Source organism: Streptomyces panaciradicis (genome assembly GCF_023516615.1).
Lineage (GTDB): Bacteria > Actinomycetota > Actinomycetes > Streptomycetales > Streptomycetaceae > Streptomyces > Streptomyces panaciradicis.
Window position 1 is genome coordinate 36,887 of sequence record NZ_JAMGBF010000046.1, and the last position, 23,603, is coordinate 60,489.

The 23,603-nt window shown below is 73.5% G+C and carries 19 protein-coding genes; 9 read left to right on the forward strand and 10 right to left on the reverse strand.

What is annotated here, in order from left to right; translation table 11 throughout:
• Window positions 1-17 precede the first annotated feature (17 nt).
• Together M8J74_RS17760 and M8J74_RS17765 are read right to left on the reverse strand one after the other, a co-directional pair.
• Window positions 18-779 carry a L,D-transpeptidase family protein gene (locus tag M8J74_RS17760; RefSeq protein WP_249837353.1) on the reverse strand — a complete coding sequence of 254 codons (762 nt, stop codon included), beginning with the start codon at window positions 777-779 and terminating at the stop codon, window positions 18-20.
• A 41-nt stretch (window positions 780-820) separates the two neighbouring features.
• Window positions 821-2,224, reverse strand: a complete 1,404-nt coding sequence (locus M8J74_RS17765; RefSeq protein WP_249837354.1) for a M1 family metallopeptidase — start codon at window positions 2,222-2,224, stop codon at window positions 821-823.
• Window positions 2,225-2,380: 156 nt separating this feature from the next.
• Here M8J74_RS17765 and M8J74_RS17770 point away from each other — a divergent pair, with 156 nt between their 5' ends.
• Window positions 2,381-2,740 carry a DUF488 domain-containing protein gene (locus M8J74_RS17770; RefSeq protein ID WP_249837355.1) on the forward strand — a complete coding sequence of 120 codons (360 nt, stop codon included), beginning with the start codon at window positions 2,381-2,383 and terminating at the stop codon, window positions 2,738-2,740.
• Here M8J74_RS17770 and M8J74_RS17775 read toward each other — a convergent pair.
• The 5 genes from M8J74_RS17775 to M8J74_RS17795 all read right to left on the reverse strand — a co-directional run bounded on the left by M8J74_RS17775 (window position 2,695) and on the right by M8J74_RS17795 (window position 9,085).
• Window positions 2,695-4,551: a GMC family oxidoreductase gene (locus tag M8J74_RS17775; RefSeq protein ID WP_249837356.1), complete on the reverse strand. Its 1,857-nt coding sequence runs from the start codon at window positions 4,549-4,551 to the stop codon at window positions 2,695-2,697. The genes M8J74_RS17770 and M8J74_RS17775 overlap by 46 nt on opposite strands.
• Window positions 4,548-5,930: a tocopherol cyclase family protein gene (locus M8J74_RS17780; protein ID WP_249837357.1), complete on the reverse strand. Its 1,383-nt coding sequence runs from the start codon at window positions 5,928-5,930 to the stop codon at window positions 4,548-4,550. Before M8J74_RS17780 ends, M8J74_RS17775 begins: the two co-directional genes overlap by 4 nt.
• Window positions 5,927-6,613, reverse strand: a complete 687-nt coding sequence (locus tag M8J74_RS17785; protein WP_249837358.1) for a FadR/GntR family transcriptional regulator — start codon at window positions 6,611-6,613, stop codon at window positions 5,927-5,929. Before M8J74_RS17785 ends, M8J74_RS17780 begins: the two co-directional genes overlap by 4 nt.
• A gap of 148 nt (window positions 6,614-6,761) precedes the next feature.
• The gene (locus M8J74_RS17790; protein ID WP_249837359.1) at window positions 6,762-8,432 is read right to left on the reverse strand and encodes an FAD-binding dehydrogenase; all 1,671 of its coding nucleotides are present in this window, start codon (window positions 8,430-8,432) and stop codon (window positions 6,762-6,764) included.
• 17 nt (window positions 8,433-8,449) lie between these two features.
• Entirely contained in the window at window positions 8,450-9,085 is a 636-nt protein-coding gene (locus M8J74_RS17795; protein ID WP_249837360.1) for a TetR/AcrR family transcriptional regulator, read from the reverse strand.
• A 109-nt stretch (window positions 9,086-9,194) separates the two neighbouring features.
• On the opposite strand from M8J74_RS17795, the gene M8J74_RS17800 reads away from it, so the two are divergent.
• The 3 genes from M8J74_RS17800 (at window position 9,195) to M8J74_RS17810 (ending at window position 12,021) form a co-directional block, all read left to right on the forward strand.
• The gene (locus M8J74_RS17800; RefSeq protein WP_249837361.1) at window positions 9,195-9,821 is read left to right on the forward strand and encodes an alpha-ketoglutarate-dependent dioxygenase AlkB; all 627 of its coding nucleotides are present in this window, start codon (window positions 9,195-9,197) and stop codon (window positions 9,819-9,821) included.
• Between the two features lie 177 nt (window positions 9,822-9,998).
• Window positions 9,999-10,745, forward strand: coding sequence for an MBL fold metallo-hydrolase (locus M8J74_RS17805; protein WP_249837362.1), 747 nt, complete (start codon window positions 9,999-10,001; stop codon window positions 10,743-10,745).
• Window positions 10,746-10,785: 40 nt separating this feature from the next.
• On the forward strand, window positions 10,786-12,021 hold the full coding sequence (locus M8J74_RS17810; protein WP_249837363.1) for a DUF4032 domain-containing protein: 1,236 nt from the start codon (window positions 10,786-10,788) through the stop codon (window positions 12,019-12,021).
• Between the two features lie 2 nt (window positions 12,022-12,023).
• Here the strand turns inward: M8J74_RS17810 and M8J74_RS17815 are convergent, their stop codons facing one another.
• Complete coding sequence (locus tag M8J74_RS17815) at window positions 12,024-12,896, reverse strand: universal stress protein (protein ID WP_249837364.1); 873 nt, start codon at window positions 12,894-12,896, stop codon at window positions 12,024-12,026.
• Window positions 12,897-12,957: 61 nt separating this feature from the next.
• On the opposite strand from M8J74_RS17815, the gene M8J74_RS17820 reads away from it, so the two are divergent.
• The 5 genes from M8J74_RS17820 (at window position 12,958) to M8J74_RS17840 (ending at window position 19,988) form a co-directional block, all read left to right on the forward strand.
• Complete coding sequence (locus M8J74_RS17820; RefSeq protein ID WP_058928613.1) at window positions 12,958-13,314, forward strand: VOC family protein; 357 nt, start codon at window positions 12,958-12,960, stop codon at window positions 13,312-13,314.
• A gap of 136 nt (window positions 13,315-13,450) precedes the next feature.
• Entirely contained in the window at window positions 13,451-15,127 is a 1,677-nt protein-coding gene (locus M8J74_RS17825; protein WP_249837365.1) for an NAD(P)/FAD-dependent oxidoreductase, read from the forward strand.
• Complete coding sequence (locus M8J74_RS17830) at window positions 15,124-16,581, forward strand: ATP-binding protein (protein WP_249837366.1); 1,458 nt, start codon at window positions 15,124-15,126, stop codon at window positions 16,579-16,581. The genes M8J74_RS17825 and M8J74_RS17830 overlap by 4 nt, the downstream gene beginning before the upstream one ends.
• Window positions 16,578-16,931, forward strand: coding sequence for a UBP-type zinc finger domain-containing protein (locus M8J74_RS17835; RefSeq protein WP_249837367.1), 354 nt, complete (start codon window positions 16,578-16,580; stop codon window positions 16,929-16,931). The genes M8J74_RS17830 and M8J74_RS17835 overlap by 4 nt, the downstream gene beginning before the upstream one ends.
• A gap of 102 nt (window positions 16,932-17,033) precedes the next feature.
• Window positions 17,034-19,988, forward strand: coding sequence for a helix-turn-helix transcriptional regulator (locus M8J74_RS17840; RefSeq protein ID WP_249837368.1), 2,955 nt, complete (start codon window positions 17,034-17,036; stop codon window positions 19,986-19,988).
• A gap of 10 nt (window positions 19,989-19,998) precedes the next feature.
• Here M8J74_RS17840 and M8J74_RS17845 read toward each other — a convergent pair whose 3' ends face one another.
• A complete protein-coding gene (locus M8J74_RS17845) occupies window positions 19,999-21,234 on the reverse strand; it encodes an SGNH/GDSL hydrolase family protein (RefSeq protein WP_249837369.1) in 1,236 nt (411 codons plus the stop codon).
• A complete protein-coding gene (locus M8J74_RS17850; RefSeq protein WP_249837370.1) occupies window positions 21,231-23,594 on the reverse strand; it encodes a glycosyl hydrolase family 95 catalytic domain-containing protein in 2,364 nt (787 codons plus the stop codon). Before M8J74_RS17850 ends, M8J74_RS17845 begins: the two co-directional genes overlap by 4 nt.
• Window positions 23,595-23,603 lie beyond the last annotated feature (9 nt).

A 23,603-nucleotide genomic window follows, 5' to 3' on the forward strand; every position in this document is an offset into this window, starting at 1 on the left:
GGCGGAATCCTAGGCGCTCAGCGGGCGAGGGCGTCCGCGTCGCCCATCACGACGACGGGGTGGCGGCCGGGGTCGAGGGCGCGCAGCAGCTCCTTCATGTGCTGCTCGGCGATGCTGACGCAGCCGTGGGTGGGGCCGCCGTGGTCCACGTGGATCCAGACGCCGCCGCCCCGCCTCGCGCCGAGCGGACGGGTCCAGTCGAGGGGTGAAGTGCCCGGCCTGCGGTTGTAGTTGATGGCGACGACATAGTCGAAGGAGCCCGCGAGGGACTCCCCCTCGAAGCCGGTGCCGGGCGAGGTGAAGCCCCAGGAGTGGTGGTACGGCAGCCGGGTGCCGGGGTCGGCGCGCAGGCCGCCCGCGTCGGTGAGGCCGTAGACGCCGATGGGTGAGCGCAGGTCGCCGGCCATGTGGTGGTCGCTCCAGCCGCGCAGGGCGTTGTGCGCGGGCCATGTCGCCTCGGCCCGCCAGCCGGTGGCGGTGCGCTCGTACAGGACGACCGTGGAGAGCGGGGAGTTCCTGCCTCTGCCGGTCACGACGACGGCCTGCCGGGCCGAGGCGGGTATCGCGGCCAGCGTCTTGGGTCCCAGTCCGGGCAGGCCGCTCGGGGCGGACTCGGCGGTCGTCGCCGAGGAGGGCTCGGGGACCGGTACGGCCGGGGAGGTCGTCCCGGGCGCGGCCGCGCCGGAGGGGTGGCCCGGCGAGGCCACGGCCCCGCCGCCGCATCCCGTCAGCAGAAGGGACGCGGCGAGCAGGACGCCGTGGTGTCTGCGCGTGATCATGAACGCATCCTGACGCAGACATGTAAGGAACTGGTCAGGAACTACGCCCTGTTCGGCTTGCCCGGCGCATAGAGCCAGGTCTGGAACAGGCTGTTCAGGTCCTTGCCGGACTCCTGTCGGGCCAGGTTCACGAACTGCTCCGTCGTGCCGTGCCCGCCCCGGTGCCGGGCGGCCCAGTGGCGCAGGATGCGGAAGAACACCGGATCGCCGACGGCCCGGCGCAGTTCGTGCAGGGCCATGGCGCCGCGGGCGTAGACGGGGGTGCCGAAGATGTTCTTGCCGCTGCCGGGGTCGCCGGGCGGGAAGGCCCACAGGCCGTCGCTCGCGGGGCGCGCGTAGAGGGTGTCGAAGATCTTCTGGGCGGTGGGGGCGCCGTGCTGCTCGCCGTAGAGCCACTCGGCGTACGTGGCGAAGCCCTCGTTGAGCCAGATGTCCTTCCAGGAGGTCAGGGAGACGGAGTCGCCGAACCACTGGTGGGCGTTCTCGTGGACGAGGGTGCCGAGGTCGGGTGCCTGGTCGTACAGGGGCCGCGACTGGGTCTCCAGGGCGTAGCCGACGTGCGCCCTGTCGACGATCGAGCCCGCGTCACGGAACGGGTAGGGCCCGAAGACCTTGCTCTCCCACTCGAGGACGGACGGGAGTTGCTTCAGCACGGGTGCGGCGGCGGCCGCCTCGCGCGGATCGACGGCGTTGTAGACGTGCAGGCCGTCGCGGGTGGTGTACTGCTCGACCTTGAACGTGCCGACGGTCGCGGTGGCCAGGTAGGCGGCCATGGGTTCGGTCTGGCGCCAGTGGAAGGTGGTGCGGCGGTGCGCGGTGCGCCGGCTCAGCAGCCGGCCGTTGGAGACGGCGGTGCGGCCCTTGGGGACGGTGATCGTGATGTCGTACGACGACTTGTCCTTGGGGTGGTTGTTCGCCGGGAACCAGGTCATCGCGCCCTGCGGCTCCCCGGCGACGAAGGCGCCGTCGTCGGTGGCGATCCAGCCGTCGGCCGAACCGTCGGGATCGGTCACCTTCCTGGGAACGCCGCTGTAGGTGACCTTCACCCGGAACTCCTGGCCCGGACGGAGGCTTCGGCGCGGGGTGACGACGAGCTCCTGGCCGTCGCGACGGAAGCGGGCGGCGGCGCGGCCGACCGTCAGGCCGGTGACCTTCAGTCCCTTGAAGTCGAGGTCGAAGCGGGACAGGCGCTGGGTGGCGCGGGCGGTGAGGACCGCGGTGCCGTCCAGGTGGCGGCTGCCGGTGTCGTAACGGAGCGTCAGGTCGTAGTGCTCGACGTGGTAGCCGCCGTTGCCGGCCAGCGGGAAGTACGGGTCGCCGACGCCGGAGGTGCCGGCGGTGTCGGCGACCGCCGTTCCGGCTCCGGCGAGCAGCGCCGCGACGGCGACGGGGACCGTCAAGGCCGTGGTGGTACGTCTGGCGGCCTGTCGGCGGGATGGGCTCACATGCGCTCCTTGGGGGGTGGCGAGTGACAGATCCGCCCCAGGCTAGGGTGCCGGGCCTCCCGCTTTCCTCCTCCTTTCGGTCAAGTCGCCCAGGATCACCCGACGCTCCCCGACTACGCTCGACGTCACCCGCCGTCACCGGAGGAAGAGGCCGAAGTGAGCGTTCGCCTGCGCCGCGTCTACGAACCGCCCGAGCCCGACGACGGGGTCCGCGTCCTGGTCGACCGGTTGTGGCCGCGTGGTCTGTCCAAGGACGCGGCGCACGTCGACGAGTGGCCCAAGGCCCTGACCCCGTCGACCGAACTGCGCCGCTGGTACCACGCGGGAGAGGGCTCCTACGAGGAGTTCGGCAGCCGGTACGAGGCGGAGCTGGAGGCTCCCGAGGCGGCCGGACTCCTCGACCGTGTGCGGATGTTGTCGGAGGAGGGGCCGGTGACGCTGCTGACCTCAGCCAAGGACCCCGAGCACAGTCACGCCGCCGTGCTGGTCCGCCTGCTCACCTCCCGTTCCAGGTAGTTCTCCGTGACGGCCAGCGCGGCCGCCATGATGCTCAGCTGCGGGTTCACCTCCGGGCAGCCCGGCAGCACGGAGGCGTCCACCACGAGGACGCCGTGCACGCCCCTCAGCCGCCCTTCGGGGTCGGCGGGGGCCCGTTGCGGATCGCCGCCCGCGGCGACCGTGCCGGTCGGGTGGAAGGCCGACAGGTGCAGATCGCGCGGGGTCAGGGTGGCGAGCACGGAGTCCAGTTCGGTGGGCGTGTAGACGCGGGGCGCCCGCGGGATTCCGGTGAGGACCTCCTGGGCTCCGGCCGCGAAGAGGATCCGCCCCATGGCGCCCACGGCCTCGATCAGCCGGGCGCCGTCGCGGGGGTCGAGGCGGTAGCGCACGAGCGTCCGGTCGCGGCCGTGCACCCGGCCCGACGGCCGGTCGGCGATCATGGCGCCGAGGACCGCGAGCCGGTCGGCGGCCTCCAGTTCGCGGCGCAGGGGGCGGCCCAGGCCGGGCAGTACGAAGCTGCTCATGCCGGGCGGGCTCGCGGTCGCCTCGATCAGGATGCCGCGCGAGTGCAGTTCCTCCACGCCCACGCTCTGCAGAACGCCCGACCAGGAGGTGACCGGTTCGGCGAAACGGCCCGCGACGCTGGTGGCGGGGTGGACGCTGAGGTTGCGGCCCAGCCGGGGGTGGCGGCCCAGGCCCGAGCGGCGCAGCAGCGCCGGGGTCTGCAGGGCGCCGGCGGCCGTGACGACCAGGGGGCTGAGGATCTCCAGTTCGCTGCCGTCGGCCCGGCGCGCAAGGACGCCCGCCGCCCGTGGCCCGCCCGGGAGGTCGCGGTCGAGGAGGACGCGCAGCACGCGGGCGCCGGTGACGATGCGTGCTCCCGCGGCGCACGCGTCGGGGAGTACGGACAGCTGGACGCTCTGTTTCGCCCCGGTGGGACAGCCCACCACGCACTGGCAGGAGCCCTTGCAGCCGGGGGCGTTGCGGCGCAGCGGTGCGGCCCGCCAGCCGAGCCGTTCGGCTCCGGCGAGTGCCAGCAGACCGTTGGCGCCGAGGACGTCGAGGGGCTGGGTGGCCACGCGCAGCGTGCGCTCGATCTCGTCGAGCCGGGCCGGCAGGCCGTCGGCGAGGTGGAAGCCGTACCGGCCGCTCCAGCGGTCGACGACATGGTCCGGAGTGCGGTAGCAGGTGCCGGAGTTGACGACGGTGGTGCCGCCGACGGCCCGTCCGACGGGCAGCAGGAGGGGCGGGTCGCCGAGGGCGGCGGTCGCGCCGCCGTCGCGGTACAGGTCGGTGAAGCGCTCCAGGGGTGCGCGGGTCCCGAAGGACGCCGTGGTGTGGTGCTCGCCCTCCTCCAGGACGACGACGTCGAGTCCGGCGCGCGCGAGGGTGCGGGCGGCGACCGCTCCGCCGGCGCCCGATCCCACGACGACCGCGTCGGCCCGGGTGCGGGTCGGCCACTCCGCTGCCGGGACGCAGTCCAGGGGCGGGTCGGCGGGGGCGGCGGACGGCCGGGGGGCCGGGGTGCGTTCGGTGGCCGCGGCGAGCAGGACGGGGACCTTCAGGAGGTCGAGGATCGGCAGGAGCCGGGGGCGGGCGGCGAGCGAGTCGAGGACCGCCTGCCGCTCGTCCGGTGTCAGGGCGTTCAGCCGGCGCCCGCTGTGCAGGACGGCGTAGGCGTCCACGGCGCCGGCTCCCGTGCGCACCGCGCCGCGCACGGGAGCCGGCAGTGCGGACAGGAACGCCTCCAGCCTCCCGGGCACACGGGCCGGCCACTCCTCCTCGCCGGTGTCGGCGAGCAGCGCGGCGACCAGCCCGGGCGCCGTCACCGGTCCCCCACTTCGGCGTGCGCGGTCCCGGACAGCGTCCAGGAGGCCTCGGTGCGCCAGCGGCCCCACCAGCGTTCCAGCAGGATCGTCGCGTCGGCGCTCTCGCTGTTGCGGCACACCGCCGGGGCTCCGTCGGGGTCGCGGTAGTCGAGCGCGAGGGTGCGCTCGGCGGGCTGGGTGACGTCGACGCGGATGCGGCGCAGCAGCGTGCGGCCGGTCACCGTCCAGCGGGGCAGACCGATGTCGGCGCGGAAGCGTCCCACGCCGAGCAGGCCCACCGCGGAGCGCTCAGCCCGGCGCGGCCAGGTGCGGCCCCGGTGTCGCAGGCGCAGGAAGACCAGCGGGGGCAGCCGCCGCAGCAGGGGTCTGGTCGACACGGCGGCGACCACTTCCAGCACGGCGCCGTCGCCCAGGTCGGCGTGCAGCCAGGCCCAACGGCGGGCGTTGCCGTGGCCGTTGATGCGGGCGGAGGCTCCGGGAGCACCGTGCAGGGTGAGCGTCCCGTCCGGGGTGGCGAACGTTCCGTCGTAGGTGGCCCGGGCGGCCGGGAGCATGTGGGTGGCGGGGAGCAGGGGGCGCCGCCAGGACCAGCGGGGGAAGGTGAACAGGGGCTCCGCCGCGGGCTGTTCGGTGAGGTTCCAGCTGAGGTCTCCGGCGCTGCCGCTGAGCCGGCCGGGGCCCGCCGTGACGTCGCCGGCCGTGAATCCGTGCGTGGGGCCGCTCCAGGGGACGGGGCCGAAGCGGGCGTGGGTGACCTTGCCCTCCGGTGGGAAGACGGCCGCCCAGCCGTGTGCCGTCGGCGCGGATCCGTCGGTGGGCGCGACCAGTTCGTGGTGCAGCCAGAGACCGGTGCCGGTGGCCGGGTCGGTCAGCGTCGTGTACCAGACCTCGGTGCGGCCGGGGCTGCCGTCCCAGCGGGGTGCGAGGAACCGGTCGCCGTCCTCGTGCCGGGGAAAGCGGAAGCTGAGCAGGAAGGGCGCGAGGCCCGTCGCGAGGGGGAAGCGGAGGGTGCCCTGTCCGATCGGTGCGCCGTCCTCGTACAGCGAGAAGGGCAGGACCGTCATCGACCGTACCGGGTGCCGCGCGGTCACCGACTTCCAGCCGTCCAGGGTGAGGCGGCGGCCCTGCGCGGTGAACGACAGCCGGTAGGCGATGCGGCGGCCGGCGAGCGGGGAGATCTCCAACTCGCCGGTGGCGTCCGGGTCGTCGGCCAGTCCGGCGACGCGGACGCGGCCGTCGACCCGGGCCCGGACCGTGCGGTGTGGGCGCAGGACCTCCTCGGCGCGGGCGCGCAGGTCGAGGCGGATACGGCGGACGGGGCCGCCCGGGTCGAGCCGGACCGTGCCGAGCATGGTCTCCGTGAACCGGGTGCCCCTCACGCCAGTCCCTCCAGCATGATCCGCTCGGTGTCCCGCAGGTAGGTGTCGGCGGCGGCGTGCGCCCTGCGGCCGTCGCCGGACACCACCGCGTCCACCAGCGGGACGAGTCGCCGGTGGGCGGTCTCGGCGTCGGTGAAGGGCCCGCGCAGCGCGGCCCGGACGGGGAGATACGCCTTGAAGAGGGTGTTGGTCAGCAGCGCGTAGACGCGGTTGCCGGTCGCCCGGGCGAGGGCCCGGTGCACCTCGATGTCGGCGAGCTGCACCGCGTCGGCGTCGCCCGCCTCCCGTACGGCTTCCAACAGGCGGCCCAGTTCGGCGTGTTGGGAGCGGGTCGCCCGCGCGGCGGCCCGCTCGGCGATCAGGGCACCGATCGAGCGCCGTACCTCGAAGATCTCGTGGAGCCACTTCGGGTCGTGGCGGACGAGCATCGGCAGCAGGTCGGCGCCGCCCTGCCGGGCGTAGTCGAGGACCTTGGTGCCGACACCGTGCCGGGTCTCCAGGAGCCCGGCCTGGACCAGCCGTCCGAAGGCGTGCTTGAGGGTGGTGCGGGTGACGCCGTAGCCGTCGGCCAGCCGGCGTTCCGGCGGCAGATAGCTGCCCGCGGGATGCCGGCCGGCGAGGATGTCCTCGCGCAGCCGTTCCTCGAGCACGTCCACGATCGTCTCGCGGGGCAGGGCCTCCACGGCTGTCTCCTCACGGTGCAGTGGCTCAGTGGCTGAGCCACTCAACCAAGAGGAGCGTGCGCGGGTCAATCCCCTTGCCGCCGAGCCCTGTTCACACGGGAGTGGGCGGCCGGCCGCCTGCACCGACCGCCCACGACGTCTTCGCCGGTCAGGCCGACTGCGCGGCCGCCGCCCGGCCGGCCGCCCGGCCGGAGAAGAGGCAGCCGCCGAGGAAGGTGCCCTCCAGGGCGTTGTAGCCGTGCACCCCGCCGCCGCCGAAGCCGGCGACCTCACCGGCCGCGTACAGGCCGTCGACGGGGGTGCCGTCGGTGCCGAGCGCGCGGGAGTCGAGGTCGGTCTGGATGCCGCCGAGGGTCTTGCGGGTCAGGATGTGCAGCTTGACGCCGATCAGAGGGCCGGCGGCGGGGTCGAGGATGCGGTGCGGGGTGGCGACGCGGCCGAGGCGGTCGCCGATGTAGCGGCGGGCGTTGCGGATGCCCTGGATCTGGGCGTCCTTGCTGTAGGAGTTGGCCAGTTGCAGGTCGCGGGCCTCGATCTGGCGGCGCAGCTCGGCCGCGTCGAGGAGCGGCTTGTCCGTCAGGTCGTTCATCTTCGCCACCAGCTGCTCCAGGTTCGGGGCGGTCACGAAGTCGGCGCCCTTGCGCAGGAAGGCGTCGACCGGGCCCGGGACGCCCTTGCCGAGGCGGTTCCTCAGGACGGCCGCCCGGTCCTTGGCGGTGATGTCGGGGTTCTGCTCGGAGCCGGAGAGCGCGAACTCCTTCTCGATGATCTTCTGGGTGAGCACGAACCAGGAGTGGTCGTGGCCGGCGAGGTCCTCGGTGGTGCGCAGGTGCCTGAGGGTGCTGAGGGTGTCGTAGCCCGGCAGGCACGGGTCCGGCAGGCGGCGGCCGAGCGCGTCGAACCACATCGAGGACGGCCCGGGCAGGATGCGGATGCCGTGACCGGGCCAGATCGGGTCCCAGTTGCGCAGGCCCTCGGTGTAGTGCCACATGCGGTCGCGGTTGACCAGGCGGACGCCCGCCTCGGCGCTGATGTCGAGCATGCGGCCGTCGACGTAGGCGGGCACGCCGGTGACCATCTCGGCGGGCGGGGTGCCCAGGCGCTCGGGCCAGTAGCGGCGCACGATGTCGTGGTTGGCGCCGATGCCGCCGGTGGTGACGACGACGGCCTGGGCGGTGAGTTCGAAGTCGCCGATCCGGTCGCGGTTGGAGGCGACGCCGCGGGCGGAGCGGTCCTCGGCGAGCACCGTGCCGCGCACTCCGCGGGCGGCGCCGCCCTCGACGACGAGCTCGTCGACCTGGTGGCGGTGGTGGAAGGTGAGCAGCCCGTCGCGGGCGGCCCGCCGGGCGGAGTCCACGAAGGGCTCGACCACACCGGTGCCGGTGCCCCAGCTGACGTGGAAGCGGGGCACGGAGTTGCCGTGCCCGTCGGCGCGCAGGTCGCCGCGCTCGGCCCAGCCGACCGTCGGCAGCAGCTTGATGCCGTGCCCGTCCAGCCAGGACCGCTTCTCCCCCGCCGCCCACTCGACGTAGGCGCGCGCCCAGCGCACCGCCCAGGAGTCCTCGTCGGCCACCCGGTCGAACCGTGCGCTTCCCTGCCAGTCGCTCCAGGCGAGGTCGAAGGAGTCCTTGATGCCCAGCCGGCGCTGCTCCGGGGAGTCGACGAGGAAGAGACCGCCGAAGGACCAGAACGCCTGGCCGCCGAGGTTGGCGGCGTTCTCCTGGTCGACCAGGGCGACGCGCCGCCCCTTGCTGGTGAGTTCGTGCGCGGCGACCAGGCCCGCGAGGCCCGCTCCGACGACGATGACGTCCGCATCCATGGCGACCGTTCCCTTTCTCAGTGGGCTCGTGGGGAGCTGCCGCTGCCGTCGGTCAGCAGGGCGGTGAGCAGTTGCTTGAGCCAGACACGGGCGTGTTCGACGTCCTTGTCCAGCAGGAGCTGGGTGGTGACTCCGTCGTAGGCGGCGACCACGGCGTGCGCCGCGCCGTCGATGTCGCCGAGCACGGCGGGCGGCGGGGTGAAGCCCCGGGCACGGGCGAGCCGGTCCGCGATCGCGCCGCGCAGCCTCGCCCGGTGCTCCAGCAGGGTCTCGGCCACCTTCGGCTCGCGGGCCGCGTGCACCAGGAAGTCGGTCTTCACCAGGAGCCAGTCGAGGTCGAGGAGCAGCACCTCGGTGACACGGTCCACGGCCGCGGGCACGTCCAGGTCGGGGCCGTCCAGGGCGAGGGCGCCGGAGACCTGCTCGGCGATCAGGTCGGCGCGCTGCCGGTAGAGGGCGAAGAACAGCCCGTCCAGGCTGTCGAAGTTGGAGTAGAAGGCGCCCCGGCTGTAGCCGGCGGCCTCGCAGACCTCCTCGATCGAGACCCGCCCGAAGCCCTTGGCCGCGAACACCTGGAACGCGGCGTCGAGCAGGTTCGCGCGGGTGCGCACCCGGCGCCTGGTCACGCGTCGCGTGGTCTCCTCGGTCTCCAATGGCCCGCCTCCGTTCGATACGGGAATGTATCCGATACACAGATGTATCGAAAGACGTGCGCCCACATTTGAGGGGAACGTATTTTCGAATCGGGAGTACGCTGAATCCATGACCACGCACCTCCAGGGCTCGCTCTTCGACCAGACCGACCAGCTGCGCCTCGGTCCCCTCGACGAGGTGCGCCGGACGTGGCTCGGGTCCGGCGCCTGGATCGACGTGCTGCCCGGGTGGCTGAGCGGTTCGGACGAGCTGTTCGAACGGCTGGCCGCCGAGGTGCCCTGGCGGGCCGAGCGGCGCCAGATGTACGACCAGGTCGTGGACGTGCCCCGGCTGCTGGCGTTCTACGGCGCGGACGACCCGCTGCCGCACCCGGTGCTGGACGAGGCCCGCGCGGCCCTGAGCGCGCACTACGGCGAGGAGCTCGGCGAGCCGTTCACCACGGCCGGCCTGTGCCACTACCGCGACGGCCGGGACAGCGTGGCCTGGCACGGCGACCGGATCGGCCGGGGCGCGCGGCAGGACACCATGGTGGCCATCCTCTCCGTGGGTGCCCCGCGTGACCTGCTGCTGCGGCCGGTGCGCGGGGGCGAGACCGTGCGGCGGCCGCTGGGGCACGGCGACCTGATCGTGATGGGCGGCTCCTGCCAGCGGACCTGGGAGCACTGCGTCCCCAAGAGCACACGGGCCGCGGGGCCGCGCATCAGCGTCCAGTTCCGCCCGCACGGCGTGCGCTGAGGCGGAGAGGCGGCCGCTTCGGGCGCACGCGGGGGCGGCCTCCGGCGGACGGTGCCGGAGGCCGCCCTTCCTCCGGCGTGGGCCCCGGACGAGGTTGGCGCGGACCCGACGCCTCCACTCCCGCCCCGGTCTGCTTTGCTGATCCCGTCGGACAGCAGCGGAGGACGTGGGGCGGTCATGCGGGCAGACGTACGGCAAGTCGCCGACGGCATTCATCTGGTGCACGGCAGCAACACCAACTGGGTCATCCTCACCGAGGGCGACGAACTCACCCTGGTCGACACCGGCTACCTCGGCGACCGGCAGCAGGTCCTCGCCTCCCTCACGGCGGTGGGCGGCTCGCCGGAGGCGGTCGCGGCGGTGCTCGTCACCCACGCCCACAACGACCATCTGGGCTCGGCCGAGTACCTGCGCTGCACCTACGGCACGCCCGTCTACCTGCACCCGGCCGAAGTACCGCACGCCCGCCGGGAGTTCCTGCACCAGGTGACCGTCGGCCAGGCGGCCCGCAACAGCTGGCGGCCCGGTGTGCTGCCGTGGGCGCTGCACGCCCTGCGCTCCGGCGGTATGACCGACGTCCCGGTCGCCGCCCCCGAGTCGTTCCCGGCGCCGGGCGCCCTGGACCTGCCCGGCCGGCCGGTCCCGGTGCACACACCCGGCCACACCGACGGTCACGTGGTCTTCCATCTGCCGCACGCCGGCGTGGTGATCGCCGGTGACGCGATCGCCACCGCCCATCCCACCTCGCGTCTGAGCGGACCTCATCTGCTGCCCGACATGTTCCAGCACGAGCGCGCCCGGGCCGTCGCCTCCCTCGACGTCATCGCCGCGCTGGAGGGCGATCTGCTGTTGCCCGGTCACGGTCCGGAGCACCGCGGTCCGATCCGTGAAGCGGCACTTCAGGCCAAGGAGCGTGCCCTCTAAGGTGAGGTGACGATCACGGCGAGGCGAGGACAGGCGACCCATGGCACTGCAGATCAGCGCGACGAACCCGGAGCACCCCGCGCTCCTGCTGGAACTGCCGTGGCACCTGCCCCTGGAGGAGTGGCCGGAAAGGTACCTCGTGCCGCTGCCGCGCGGCATCTCCCGGCACGTGGTGCGCTACGCCCAGGCCGGGGACGAGGTGATCGCCGTCAAGGAACTCGCCGAACGGCCCGCGCTGCGCGAGTACGAGCTGCTGCGCGACCTGGACCGGCTCGGCATCCCCTCGGTCGACCCGCTGGCCGTGGTCACCGGCCGCATCGACGCCGAAGGCGACCCGCTGGAGCCGGTGCTGATCACCCGTCACCTGCGCGGCTCCCAGCCCTACCGCTCGATGTTCGAGACGACCATGCGCCCGGCCACCATGCACCGCCTCATGGACGCCCTCGCCGTGCTGCTGGTCCGCCTGCACCTGGCGGGCTTCGCCTGGGGCGACTGCTCCCTGTCCAACACCCTCTTCCGGCGCGACGCCGGCGCCTACGCCGCCTACCTGGTCGACGCCGAGACCGGCGACCTGCACCCCCGGCTGAGCACCGGGCAGCGCGAGTACGACCTCGACCTCGCCCGGGTCAACATCAGCGGCGAGCTGCTGGACCTGGAGGCGTCCGGCGCGCTGCACCCCTCGGTGGACCCGATCGAGTTCGGCATGGAGATCTGCGCCCGCTACCGCGGCCTGTGGGACGAGCTGACCCGCACCTCCGTGTATCCGGCCGGCAAGTACCACTACATCGAGCGCCGGATCCGCCGGCTGAACGAGCTCGGCTTCGACGTGGCCGAGATGCAGATCCAGCACTCCTCCAACGGCGACACGGTCACGTTCGTGCCCAAGGTCGTCGACGCCGGCCACCACCAGCGCCAGCTGCTGCGCCTGACCGGCCTGGACACCGAGGAGAACCAGGCCCGGCGGCTGCTGAACGACCTGGAGAGCTGGATGGCCACCCAGGACGACTACGCCCCGGGCGACCCCCTCGCCGCCCGCCCCGAGGTGCTGGCCCACCGCTGGGTGCGGGACGTCTTCCGGCCCACCGTGCGCGCCGTGCCGCTCGAACTGCGCGGCTCCATGGACGCGGCGGAGATCTACCACGAGCTGCTGGAGCACCGCTGGTACCTGTCCGAGCGGGCGCAGCAGGACATAGGGCTGGACACGGCGGTCGAGGACTACATCACGAACATCCTCCCCAAGGCACGCGAGACGCTGCAGCCCACGACCGCCGAGTGAGCTCAGGCGTGCGGGACGACGGCCACCGGGCAATCCGCGTGATGCAGCACCCCGTGCGCCACCGAGCCGATCCGGGCGCCCACGGCCGTACGGTGCGCCCGCCGACCGACGACCATCAGCTGGGCGCGCGCCGCCACCGACAGCAGCACCTGCCCGGCGCTGCCCATCTCCACGTGCTCCACGACGGCCACGTCCGGGTAGCGCTCCCGCCACGGCCGCAGGGCCGCCGACAGGGCCTTCTTCTCGAACGGCTCCAGTCCGCCGGCCTGGTCGAGGATCTGCATGGAACCGGGGCTGTAGGCGAACACCGGCGGCAGCGTCCAGGCCCGTACCGCGCGCACCGAGGCCCCTCGGGCGTGCGCCGTCTCGAAGGCGAACCGCAGCGCCTCGGCGCTGTCCTCGGGGTCGCCCTGCTGGCCGACGACGATCTCCCGCCCGGCCGCCTCGGCCGAGGGCCGGTCCCCGGCGCGCACCAGCACCACCGGCCGTCTCGCCTCGGCGATCACCTGCTGTCCCACGGAGCCGAGCAGGAAGCCGACGACCGGGCCGTGCCCGCGTGAGCCGAGGACCAGCATCTCGGCCTCCGACCCGGCACCGACCAGCGTGTCGACGGTGTCCCCCTCCAGCACGTCGGTGATCACCTCCAGGCCGGAGTGCCGGGCCTCGACGGCCCGGGCCGCGTCGGCCACCGCGCCCTTCACCCATCCCGCCTGCGTCTCCCGGTCGCCGGCGTCGATCGCCTCGTACGGCTGGAACCGCCAGGCCTGCACCACCCGCAGGGCGAGGTTCCGGCGGACGGCCTCCCGGGCCGCCCACTCCAGCGCGGCGAGGCTCTCCTCGGTTCCGTCGACCCCGGCGGTGATCGGACGCGTCATGCGGTTGCCTCCCAGTGTCGTGCTCACGTCGGTCGGAGCCAGTCTTCACTACACTGTGCCCGTGATCTTGGAATGGGAACAGGTGATCGTGGACGCCGCCGATCCCGTGGCTCTGGGCCGCTGGTGGGCCGAGGCGCTGGGCTGGGTCGTGGTCGACGAGTCGCCCGACGAGTACGAGATCCGGCCCGCGAAGGACCGGCTGCCGGGGCTGCTGTTCGGCCGCTCCACCGACCCGAAGACCGTCAAGAACCGCCTCCACCTCGACTTCCGTCCCGAGGACCAGGAGGCCGAGGTGGCCCGGCTGCTGGCGCTGGGCGCGCGGCACGCGGACGTCGGGCAGACGGGCGACGAGCCGTGGGTGGTGCTCGCCGACCCCGAGGGCAACGAGTTCTGCGTGCTGGGGCCGAGGCGCGGCTGATCGTGCCGCCGTCCGCCACATGGCGGAGCGAAGCGGGACGATCGAACATACGATGGGCGGAAGCCGACGCGGCGACCGCTTCCTTCGGACGGCGTCCGCCGTGCCGTCGGTCCGATCCGCTCGGGGTGGGAGAGGTATGGCACAGGCGTCCGACGCCGCACGGACCGTGATCATGACCGTGGACGACGACCCGGGAGTCTCCCGCGCCGTCGCCCGTGACCTGCGGCGCCGTTACGGCGAGTCGTACCGCATCGTGCGCGCCGAGTCCGGCGAGTCCGCGCTGGAGGCGCTGCGCGAGCTGAAGCTGCGCGGTGACCTGGTGGCCGTCATCCTGGCCGACTACCGGATGCCGCAGATGAACGGCATCGAGTTCCTGGAACAGGCCCTCGACGTGTATCCGGGCGCCCGCCGCGTCCTGCTGACCGCCTACGCGGACACGAACGCGGCGATCGACGCGATCAACGTCGTCGACCTGGACCACTACCTGCTCAAGCCGTGGGACCCGCCGGAGGAGAAGCTCTACCCGGTGCTGGACGACCTGCTGGAGGCCTGGCGGTGCAGTGACTTCCGGCCGGTGCCCAGCACCAAGGTCGTGGGACACCGCTGGTCGGCGCGCTCGTCGGACGTCCGGGAGTTCCTGGCCCGCAACCAGGTCCCCTACCGCTGGTACTCCGCCGACGAGCCGGAGGGCAGGCGGCTGCTGGCGGCCGCCGGGGTGGACGGGCAGCGGCTGCCGCTGGTCATCACGCCCGACGGCACACCGCTGGTGGAGCCGGAGGCCCCCGAACTCGCGGCCCAGGTGGGGCTCGCGACGACGCCGGCCGCCGACTTCTACGACCTCGTCGTCATCGGCGGCGGGCCCGCCGGGCTCGGTGCCGCGGTGTACGGCGCCTCCGAGGGGCTGCGGACCGTTCTCGTGGAGCGGTCGGCCACCGGCGGCCAGGCCGGGCAGAGCTCCCGGATCGAGAACTACCTCGGCTTCCCCGACGGCGTGTCGGGAGCACAGCTCACCGATCGGGCGCGGCGCCAGGCCGCGAAGTTCGGCGCCGAGATCCTCACCGCGCGCGAGGTCAGCGGACTGGAGGTCAACGGGGCCGCCCGCACGGTGCGCTTCTCCGACGGCTCCGCGGTCGCCGCGCACAGCGTGATCCTCGCGACCGGCGTCTCCTACCGGCAGCTGACGGCGCCGGGCTGCGACGACCTCACCGGATGCGGGGTGTTCTACGGCTCTGCACTGACCGAGGCCGACTCCTGCCAGGGACAGGACGTGTACATCGTCGGCGGCGCCAACTCGGCCGGACAGGCGGCGATGCACCTGTCCAAGCGCGCCAAGTCGGTGACGCTGCTGGTGCGCGGACCGGACCTGGCGGCGTCGATGTCGCACTACCTGATCCAGCAGATCAACGAGGCGCCGAACATCTCGGTGCGCGCCCGCACGGTCGTCGAGACCGCGCACGGCACCGACCACCTCGAACAGCTCACCCTGCGCGACGTCGACACCGGCGAGACCGAACTCGTCGACGCGCAGTGGATGTTCGTGTTCATCGGCGCGGCCCCGCTGACCGGCTGGCTGGACGGCACGGTCCTGCGCGACGAGCACGGCTTCATCCTGGCCGGACCCGACCTCACCCCGGACGGCCGGCCACCGGCCGACTGGGAGCTGGACCGGCCGCCGTACCACCTGGAGACCAACGTCCCCGGCGTGTTCGTGGCGGGCGACGCGCGCGCCGAGTCCGCGAAGCGCGTCGCGTCCGCCGTCGGAGAGGGAGCCATGGCCGTGATGCTCGTCCACCGGTACCTGGAGCAGTCGTGAGCGGGCGGGCGCTGCCCTGCAGCCCGCAGGAGATCGGGTCGCTGTTCCTGTTCGAGAAGCTGTCCCCCGAGCAGCTGGGGCAGCTGTGCAGCGCGGGCCGGGTGGAGCGGTTCGAACCGGGTCCCGTCTACACCGAGGGCGACGCCGCCACCTGCTTCTACGTGATGATCGAGGGCACCGTCGTGCTGTCGCGGCGGGTCGGCGCCGACGACGTGGAGGTCACCCGCACCTCCCAGCGCGGCGCCTACGCGGGCGCGATGCAGGCCTACCTCGGCGACCGGGTGCGGCAGGTGTACCACAACTCCATGAGGGTGACCGAGGCCTCGCGGTTCTTCGTGCTGCCCGCCGAGAAGTTCGCACAGTTCATGGAAGAGAACTTCCCGATGGCGGTCCATCTCCTGGAGGGCCTGTTCTGGGGTTCGAAGAACACCCAGCGCGCCGTCGGCCAGCGCGAACGGCTGCTGGCGCTCGGCTCGTTGTCGGCCGGTCTCACGCACGAGCTCAACAACCCCGCGGCCGCGGCGGTTCGGGCCACGGCGACCCTGCGCGAGCGGGTCGGCAAGATGCGGCACAAGCTCGCCGTGATCTCCCAGAGCGCGTACACGCCCGAGGACTTGGCGAACCTGATCGACATCCAGGAGCGCACCGCCGAACGCGTCGCCAAGGCCCCGGTGCTCAGCCCCTTGGAGGCCTCGGACCGGGAGGACGCCCTCGCCGACTGGCTCGACGACCACGGCATCCAGGAGGGCTGGCGGCTCGCGCCCACCTTCGTACAGGCCGGACTGGACGTGGACTGGCTGGAGCAGGTCGCGGCGGCCGTCGACGAGGAGATCCTGCCGAACGCGATCGGCTGGCTCAACTACACCGTCGAGACCGAGCTGTTGATGGACGAGATCAACGACTCCACGGCCCGCATCTCGCACCTCGTCGACGCCGCCAAGCAGTACTCGCAGCTGGACCGGGCGCCCTACCAGGTCGCCGACGTCCACGAACTCCTCGACAGCACCCTGCTGATGCTCTCGGGGAAGATCGGCGAACGGATCAAGGTCGTCAAGGACTACGACCGGACGCTGCCGAAGATCCCGGCCTACCCGGCGGAGCTCAACCAGGTGTGGACCAACCTGATCGACAACGCGGTCTCCGCCATCAACGACACCGGCGGGGACGGCACGTTGACCGTGCGGACGGCCCTGGACAACGACCGGCTGCTGGTGGAGTTCAAGGACACCGGACCGGGCGTGCCGCGGGAGATCCGCGACCGTATCTTCGACCCGTTCTTCACCACCAAGCCGGTGGGCGAGGGCACCGGGCTCGGGCTGGACATCTCCTGGCGGATCGTCGTGAACAAACACCACGGCACGCTCCAGGTGGTGTCCGAACCCGGCGACACCCGCTTCCAGGTCCTGCTTCCGTTGACGGCTGCGGCCGACGAGACACCCGAGGAGAGCGCATGAGCAGCGGCGACGGTATCGACCCCGGCGTCCCGCCGAGCGGCACCGGCTGCGTGGAGTGCGAGGAGGCGGGCGGCTGGTGGTTCCATCTGCGGCGCTGCGCGCAGTGCGGGCACATCGGCTGCTGCGACGACTCCCCCGCCAAGCACGCCACCGCGCACTACAAGGCAACCGGACACCCGGTGATCCGCAGTTACGAGCCGGGCGAGGAGTGGTTCTGGGACTTCGAGAGCTCCCAGCTCTACGAGTCGGGGCCCGAACTGGCGCCCCCGGCGAACCATCCGGTGGAGCAGCCGGCGCCCGGGCCCGCGGGGCGCGTGCCGCAGGACTGGGCGCGGACCCTGAGGGGATGACCCCCCGGGGGAACCGCGGGGCGGCGAGCGCGGGGTGCCCGCGGCTCGTCGCCCTCCCCATATCGGACGCCCGCTGTCAGTGGTGGGTGCCAGGATGGGCGTGTGACTGAAACCGGCTTCGCCACTCCGCTGATCGGGCGCGACGAGGATCTCGCCCGGCTCGACGACGTCCTCGCGCGTGCCCGGCGGGGCGAGGCGGGGGCCGTGCTCGTGGCAGGGGACGCCGGAGTGGGCAAGACCCGGCTGCTGGACGAGGTCGCCCGACGGGCCGCGGGCGCCGGCACGACCGTGCTGACCGGGCACTGCGTCGACCTCGGTGACGTGGGCCTGCCCTATCTGCCGTTCACCGAGGTCCTCGGGATGCTCGCCGCCGACGAGCGGTTCGCGCCGGTGCTCGCGGCGCATCCCGTGGTGGACCGGCTGCTCGGATCGGGGCCGGAGGCGGTGCGGGACGCGGGCGGCCGGCTGCGGCTGTTCGAGGGCATGGCCCAGCTGCTGGCCGACCTCGCCGACCGCGCACCGGTGCTGCTGGTCCTGGAGGACCTGCACTGGGCGGACCAGTCCTCCCGCGACCTGCTGCGGTTCCTGCTCAGCCGGGGCGTCCTGCAGCGCCCCGCGGGCGGCGCCCCCGCCCACCGGCTCGCGGTCCTCGCCTCCTACCGCTCCGACGACCTGCACCGCCGTCATCCGCTGCGTCCCCTCCTGGCCGAGCTGGTGCGACTGCCGGCCGTGGAGCGCCTGGAACTGCGGCCTCTGGCGGACGCCGAGGTGACCCGCCTGGTGCGGGCGCTGCGGACCCGGCCGCTGCCTGAGGCCACGGTCCGCCGCATCGTCGAGCGGGCCGAGGGCAACGCCTTCTACGCCGAGGAACTGGTCGCCGCCACCGGCTCGGAGGCCGGCGGAGTGCCGAGCGGCCTGGCCGACGTGCTGCTCATCCGCGTCGAGCAGCTGTCCGACACCGCCCAGCAGGTGCTGCGCACGGCCGCCGTCGCCGGCCGCCGCGTCGAGCACGACCTGCTGCGGGACGCCATCGGGCTGCCCGAGGACGAACTGGAGTCGGCGCTGCGCGAGGCCGCCGGGCACCAGCTCCTCGTCCCCGGCGACCGGGACACCTACGCCTTCCGGCACGCACTGGCACGCGAGGCCGTCTACGCGGATCTGCTGCCCGGCGAGCGGGCCCGGCTGCACGGCGCGTTCGCCCGGCTGCTCGCGGGCCGGGGCCGCTCGGGCGAGACCGCGGCCGAGCGGGCCCACCACTACCGCGAGAGCCACGACCTGGCCGAGGCGCTCGCCGCCTCGCTGGAGGCCGCCGACCACGCCCAGCGGGTGGGCGCTCCCGCCGAGGAGCTACGGCACCTGGAGACCGCGCTCGACCTGTGGGCGTCGGTGGACCCGGCGGCCCGCCCCTCCGGCGAGGGCGTCGACCGGGTGACGCTCACCCTGCGGGCCTCGGCGGCGGCCGCGCACGCCGGTGAGACGCACCGGGCCGTCTCCCTCACCCGGGCCGCCCTGGCGGGGATCGGCGCGGACGCGGACGCCGAACTCGCCGCCCGGGTCCGCTACACCCTGGCCGGCAACCTCATGAGCGTCGACAGTCTCACGGCCGCCTTCGCCTACAGCAGCGAAGCGCTGTCGCTGATCCCCGCCGAACCGCCGAGCCGCACCTGGGTGTGGGCCGCCGCCACGCACGTCATCGCCGCCCGCCACATCGGCGAGAACGACGTCGCGCTGCGGGTGGCGCGGCATGCGCTGGGCGTCGCCGAGCAGTTGCGGGTGAAGGACGCGCAGGCCGACCTCCTCGTCTCCCTGGCCGTCCTGGGCCCCGGCGGCCGCGGCGGGGCTGCGGGGCGCGCACAGCTGGCACAGGCCCGGGAGCTGGCCCGCGCCGCGGGCAACGCGCCCGTGGAGATGCGGGCCCTGTTCAACCTCGCCATCGGCAGCTTCGAGGCGGGCGACCTCGAGGAGTGCCTGCGCTGGGTGACGGAGGGCCTGGAGCGCGCCCGCCGGGCCGGACTGCTGTCCTCGCCGTACCCGCTGGAGATGCGGTACCTGCATCTGGTGGCGCTGTACACGCTGGGCCACTGGGACGAGTGCCTGCGGGCCGCGGCCGCCGACGCGGCGGTGCTCCCCGCGGCGGGCGGGTACGCCATGGCCCCGGCCCTGTACGTGGCGCTGGCGCGCGGTGATCTGGAGGCCGCCGAGCGGGCGCGGTCCCTGCTGGAGGGGCCGTTCGACTGGATGGCCACGCTGGTCGCCGGCATCGTGCTGACCGAGGCGGCGGTGCTGCGCGGCGACCCGCGGGAGGCGGTGGAGCGGGTGCGGGCCACGGTCGGAGCGCTGACCGACGAGACGGGCACCCGCCCCGACGTGACCGTCCGGCTGGCGGCGCTGGCGCTGTCGGCGGTGGCCGACGCCGCGGTGGAGCTGCGGTCGGCGGGCGGCGAGCCCCACCCGTGGCGGGAGAGCGCCGACGAGCTGCTCGCGCTGGCCCGCGAGGTGGCCCGGCGTGACGCGGACGCCCCGCCGCAGGGCCCCGAGGGCCGGGCGTGGCTGGCCCGCGCCGAGGCGGAGTGGACGCGGGCGGTCTCCGGGCCGGACGCGGCGGCCTGGGAGAAGGCGGTGGCCGCGTTCGACTACGGAGACGTGTACGAACGGCTGCGCTGCCAGGTGCGCTACGCGGAAGCCCTGTTGGCGGCCGACCAGCGGCAGGAGGCGGCCGCCGAGGCGAGCGCGGCGCGGGCGGTGGCCGAGCGGCTCGGCGCGGCGCCCCTGCTGGAGCGTCTGGACGGGCTGATACGCCGCGGCCGGCTCGCCGCCGGCCCGGCGGACGGGGAGCGCAGTTCGCCGCTCACGGCCCGCGAGCAGGACGTGCTGCGGCTGCTGGCCCGGGGCCGCAGCAACCGGCAGATCGGCGAGGAGCTGTTCATCACCGGCAAGACGGCGAGCGTGCACGTCTCCAACATCCTGGCCAAGCTGGGCGCGGCGAGCCGTACGGAGGCGGTGGCGATCGCCTACCGGCAGGGGCTCGTCACGCCCGAGCACCAGGCATCCGGCTGAGCCGGCGTCCTCACCTCCGTCCGGTGCAGTCGAGGCGCGCGAGGTCGACGGCGTCGGCCATCGCCTGCATGCCCTTGTCGTTGGGATGGATGTGGTCGCCGCCGTCGAAGAAGGGCAGCATCCGTTCGTGGTCGTAGGGGCTGCGCAGGATGTGGTCGAAGTCGGTGACCGCGTCGAAGTCCCCGCTGCCGCGCAGGTAGGTGTTGACCTCCCGGCGTACCGCCTCCGCCGCCGGGTCCCACTCGGACCAGCCCTTGAAGGGGGCGACGGTCGCGGCGACGACGCACTTGCCCGCCGCGTGGACCCGCCGGGCGATCTCGCGGTAGCCGGCGATCAGGTCCTGGGCGGTGACCCCGGTGTGGGCCTTGAGGTCGTTGACGCCCTCGAAGAGGAAGACGGTGCGCACGCCCGGCTGGGACAGGACGTCGCGCCGCAGCCGGTTCAGGGCGCTCTGGCCGGCGCCGTCGGCGAGGACCTTGTTGCCGGAGATCCCCTCGTTCGCGACGCCCTTGACCTGGGTGTGGGCGGTGCGCAGGCGGCGGGCGAGGTAGTCGGGCCAGCGGCGGTCGAGGTCCGTGGTGGACTGCCAGCCGTCGGTGATGGAGTCGCCGAGGGCGACGACCGCCGCCGTGCCGGTGGGCGGGCGTACGGAGACGGCGTCGAGGTAGGTCCAGGACCCGGTCGTCTCCGTCCAGGACCGGGCGCTCTCCTCCGCGGTGTGGTCGCCCTGGGTGGCGTAGGAGGTCTGCATGGCCATCCAGTGGCCGGTCGCCGGGCCCGCGGCGTCCGGTGTGTGGATGCTGATCACCAGGTCGGCCGCGGCCGGGACCCGGCCCGGCAGTGGGTCGCTGAGGGCGACGCCGCCGGCGGGGACGACCACGGAGCGCGCGCCGGAGAAGGTCAGCGGGCGGTTGCTGCCGTGGACGAGTTCCGCGCCGTCCCCGCGCAGACCGGCGTAGACGCTGTCGAAGGTCACGGGCCGGTCCCCGAAGGCGTTGGAGAGCCGGATGCGCAGATCGCCGCCGCCTACGCTGGTACGGACGACCAGCCGGTAGCTGCGGTCGGCGACGGCGTCGCCCATCCGGTCGGCGCTCGCGCCCCAGGTCACGACGTCCCGCCGGTCGGGGGTGCCCAGGACGGTGAACGGGTGCGCCACCTCGGATGCGTGCACCGGTGCCGCCTGGACGGTGCCGGCCAGCACCAGCAGGGCGGCCAGCCGGGCGGCTCGCGCGAATCGGCCCCTCACCGCACGAAGTCCTTCCCCTTGAGGATCATGGAAGCGCCGGGTTCCACGATCACGGTCCGGGATGCGCCGCGGTAGGCCACCGTCGTACTGCGGCCGCCCACGCTGCGGATGCGCACCTCGGTCGGCCTGCCGTCCGTCCAGCGTAGGTCGACGACGAATCCGCCGCGCGCCGGAGCCCCGGTGAGGGAGCCGGAGGCGGCCCAGGCGTCGGGCAGGGCCGGGAGGAGCTCCAGGTGGCCCGGGCGGGAGTACAGGAGCATCTCGGTCACGGCCGCCGGGGTGCCGAAGTTGGCGTCGATCTGGAAGATGCCGTCGCCCGGGCCGAGTTCGTAGATGTCGAAGAGGTTGAAGGCGGTGCCGTTGCCGCCGCCGGTCGACGGGCGGAGGTTGTTGACGATCAGCCGGTAGGCGTTGTCGGCGTGCTTCAGGCGGGCCCAGCACAGGCTTCGCCAGGCGTTGGCCCAGCCGAAGCTGTTCATGCCGCGGGCGGTGAGCAGCGCGGTGGCGCCGGCCACGATGTCGGCCGGGGTGGAGCCGTCGGGGCGGATGCGGTCGCCGGGGAACAGGCCGACGAGCGGGGAGAGATGACGGTGGGTGGTCTCGCCGAGGTTGTCGGGGGACATCCACTCCTCCAGCCAGCCGGTCGTGGGGCTGACCTGGGGAAGGTAGAGGCGCTTGCGCAGGCCGGCGACGGTCTGCGCGAAACCGCCGTCGCGTTTCAACGCGGCCGCGGCCACGAGGTAGTTGCCGAACAGGGCGTGCACGAGCTCCTGGGCGTACGTGATCCCCTTGGCGTCCAGCGGGCCCTGTTCGGGCGACCAGTCGCTGTCGGCGATCAGCACCTCGCGGGTGGTGCCCGGCAGGGTCGTGGTCAGCAGCCGCGCCTCCCAGAACTCGCAGGCACCCTTGAGGAGCGGGTAGATCTTCTCCAGGTGGGAGCGGGAGAGGGTGTACTCGTAGTGCTCCCAGAGGGTGTTGCACAGCCAGGCGTTGCCCGCCGGGTGCCACCACCAGCCGCCTCCGCCGTAGGGGTTGGTGGAGATGGCGACGGTCCAGCCGGCGTTCTTGCCGGTGGAGTTGCGGTAGCGGTTGCGCGGATCGTCGAACAGGCGGCGGGTCAGGTCGGTCCAGGACGGCAACTGGGCGACGCAGTAGTCGGTGAACGCCTCGAAGCAGCCGGACAGGCCGACGCGGTCGGCCATCCAGTAGTTCATCTGGATGTTGATGTCGGTGTGGTAGTCGCCCATCCACGCCGGGTCGTTGCCGTCGAGCCACAGGCCCTGCAGGCCCATCGGCAGGCTGCCGCGCGACCCGGAGATCATCAGATAGCGGCCGAAGTGCACGTACGCGGCTTCGAGTTCGGGATCGGGCTCGCCGTCGCGGGCGCGGGCCCGGATGCGCTCCCAGGTGTCCAGGGAGCGCTGCTCGGGAGTCGAGGCGCCCAGGGTCAGGCCGAAAGCGCCGGACTCCGCGCGGTAGTCGGCGACATGGGTGCGCAGCAGGGTGTCGGCCGAGTGGGCGACGGCGTCACGCACCTTGGCGCGGGCGAGCTTTCGGGGGTCGAGCGAGGGGTCGCGGTAGTTCCTGGCCGCGTCCGGCGCATAGTTGGTGCCGCCGCCGACCACGACGGTGAGGTCCTTGCAGCCGGAGAAGGAGATGTGATCGCCGTCCACGGTGACGCGGCCCGCGGTGCTTCGGGCGGTGACGGCGGCTCCGTACTTCAGGCCGTTGGGGAAGGCCGCCCCGAACGAGACGTCGGGGTCCTCGCCGTGGGTGCCGGCCAGCGTGACGGTGCCGGTGTAGCGCCCTCCCCCGCTCTGGGTGAAGTGCAGGACGATGACGTCGTCGGGGCGGCTGGCGAAGATCTGCCGCCGGTAGGTGACGCCGGAGCGGACGTACGACGTGGTCACCACGCCCCGCTCCAGGTCGAGGGCGCGGCGGTAGCCGGAGACGGCGCCGAGGTCGTGGTCGGGGAGGTCGACGGCGAGCCGGGCCAGCAGCGTGAGGGAGCCGAAGTCGTCGCGGCCGTAGGGGAACTGGCCGTCGGCGTCGAGGGTGTCGTTGAGGCCCCCGGTCCACATCGTGGCGTCGGTGAGCAGGAGGAGTTCGTGGCCGGGGTCGTTGCTCGCGAGGGCGCCGAGGCGGCCGTTGCCGACCGGGAGGCCCTGTTCGATCAGGGAGTTGTCGTCGGCGGGGGCCTGCCACCACAGCTCGTGGCGTGGGTCGGCGCCCTGGGCGGTCTCGGCGGTGGTGGGCCGCTGGGGTGCGGCGGACGCGGTGAAGGCGGGCAGGGTGGCGAGGGCGGCGCCGGTCGCGGTGGCGAGGGCGAGCACGTCGCGTCTGGGCAGCGGGGTGTTCATGGCGGCTCC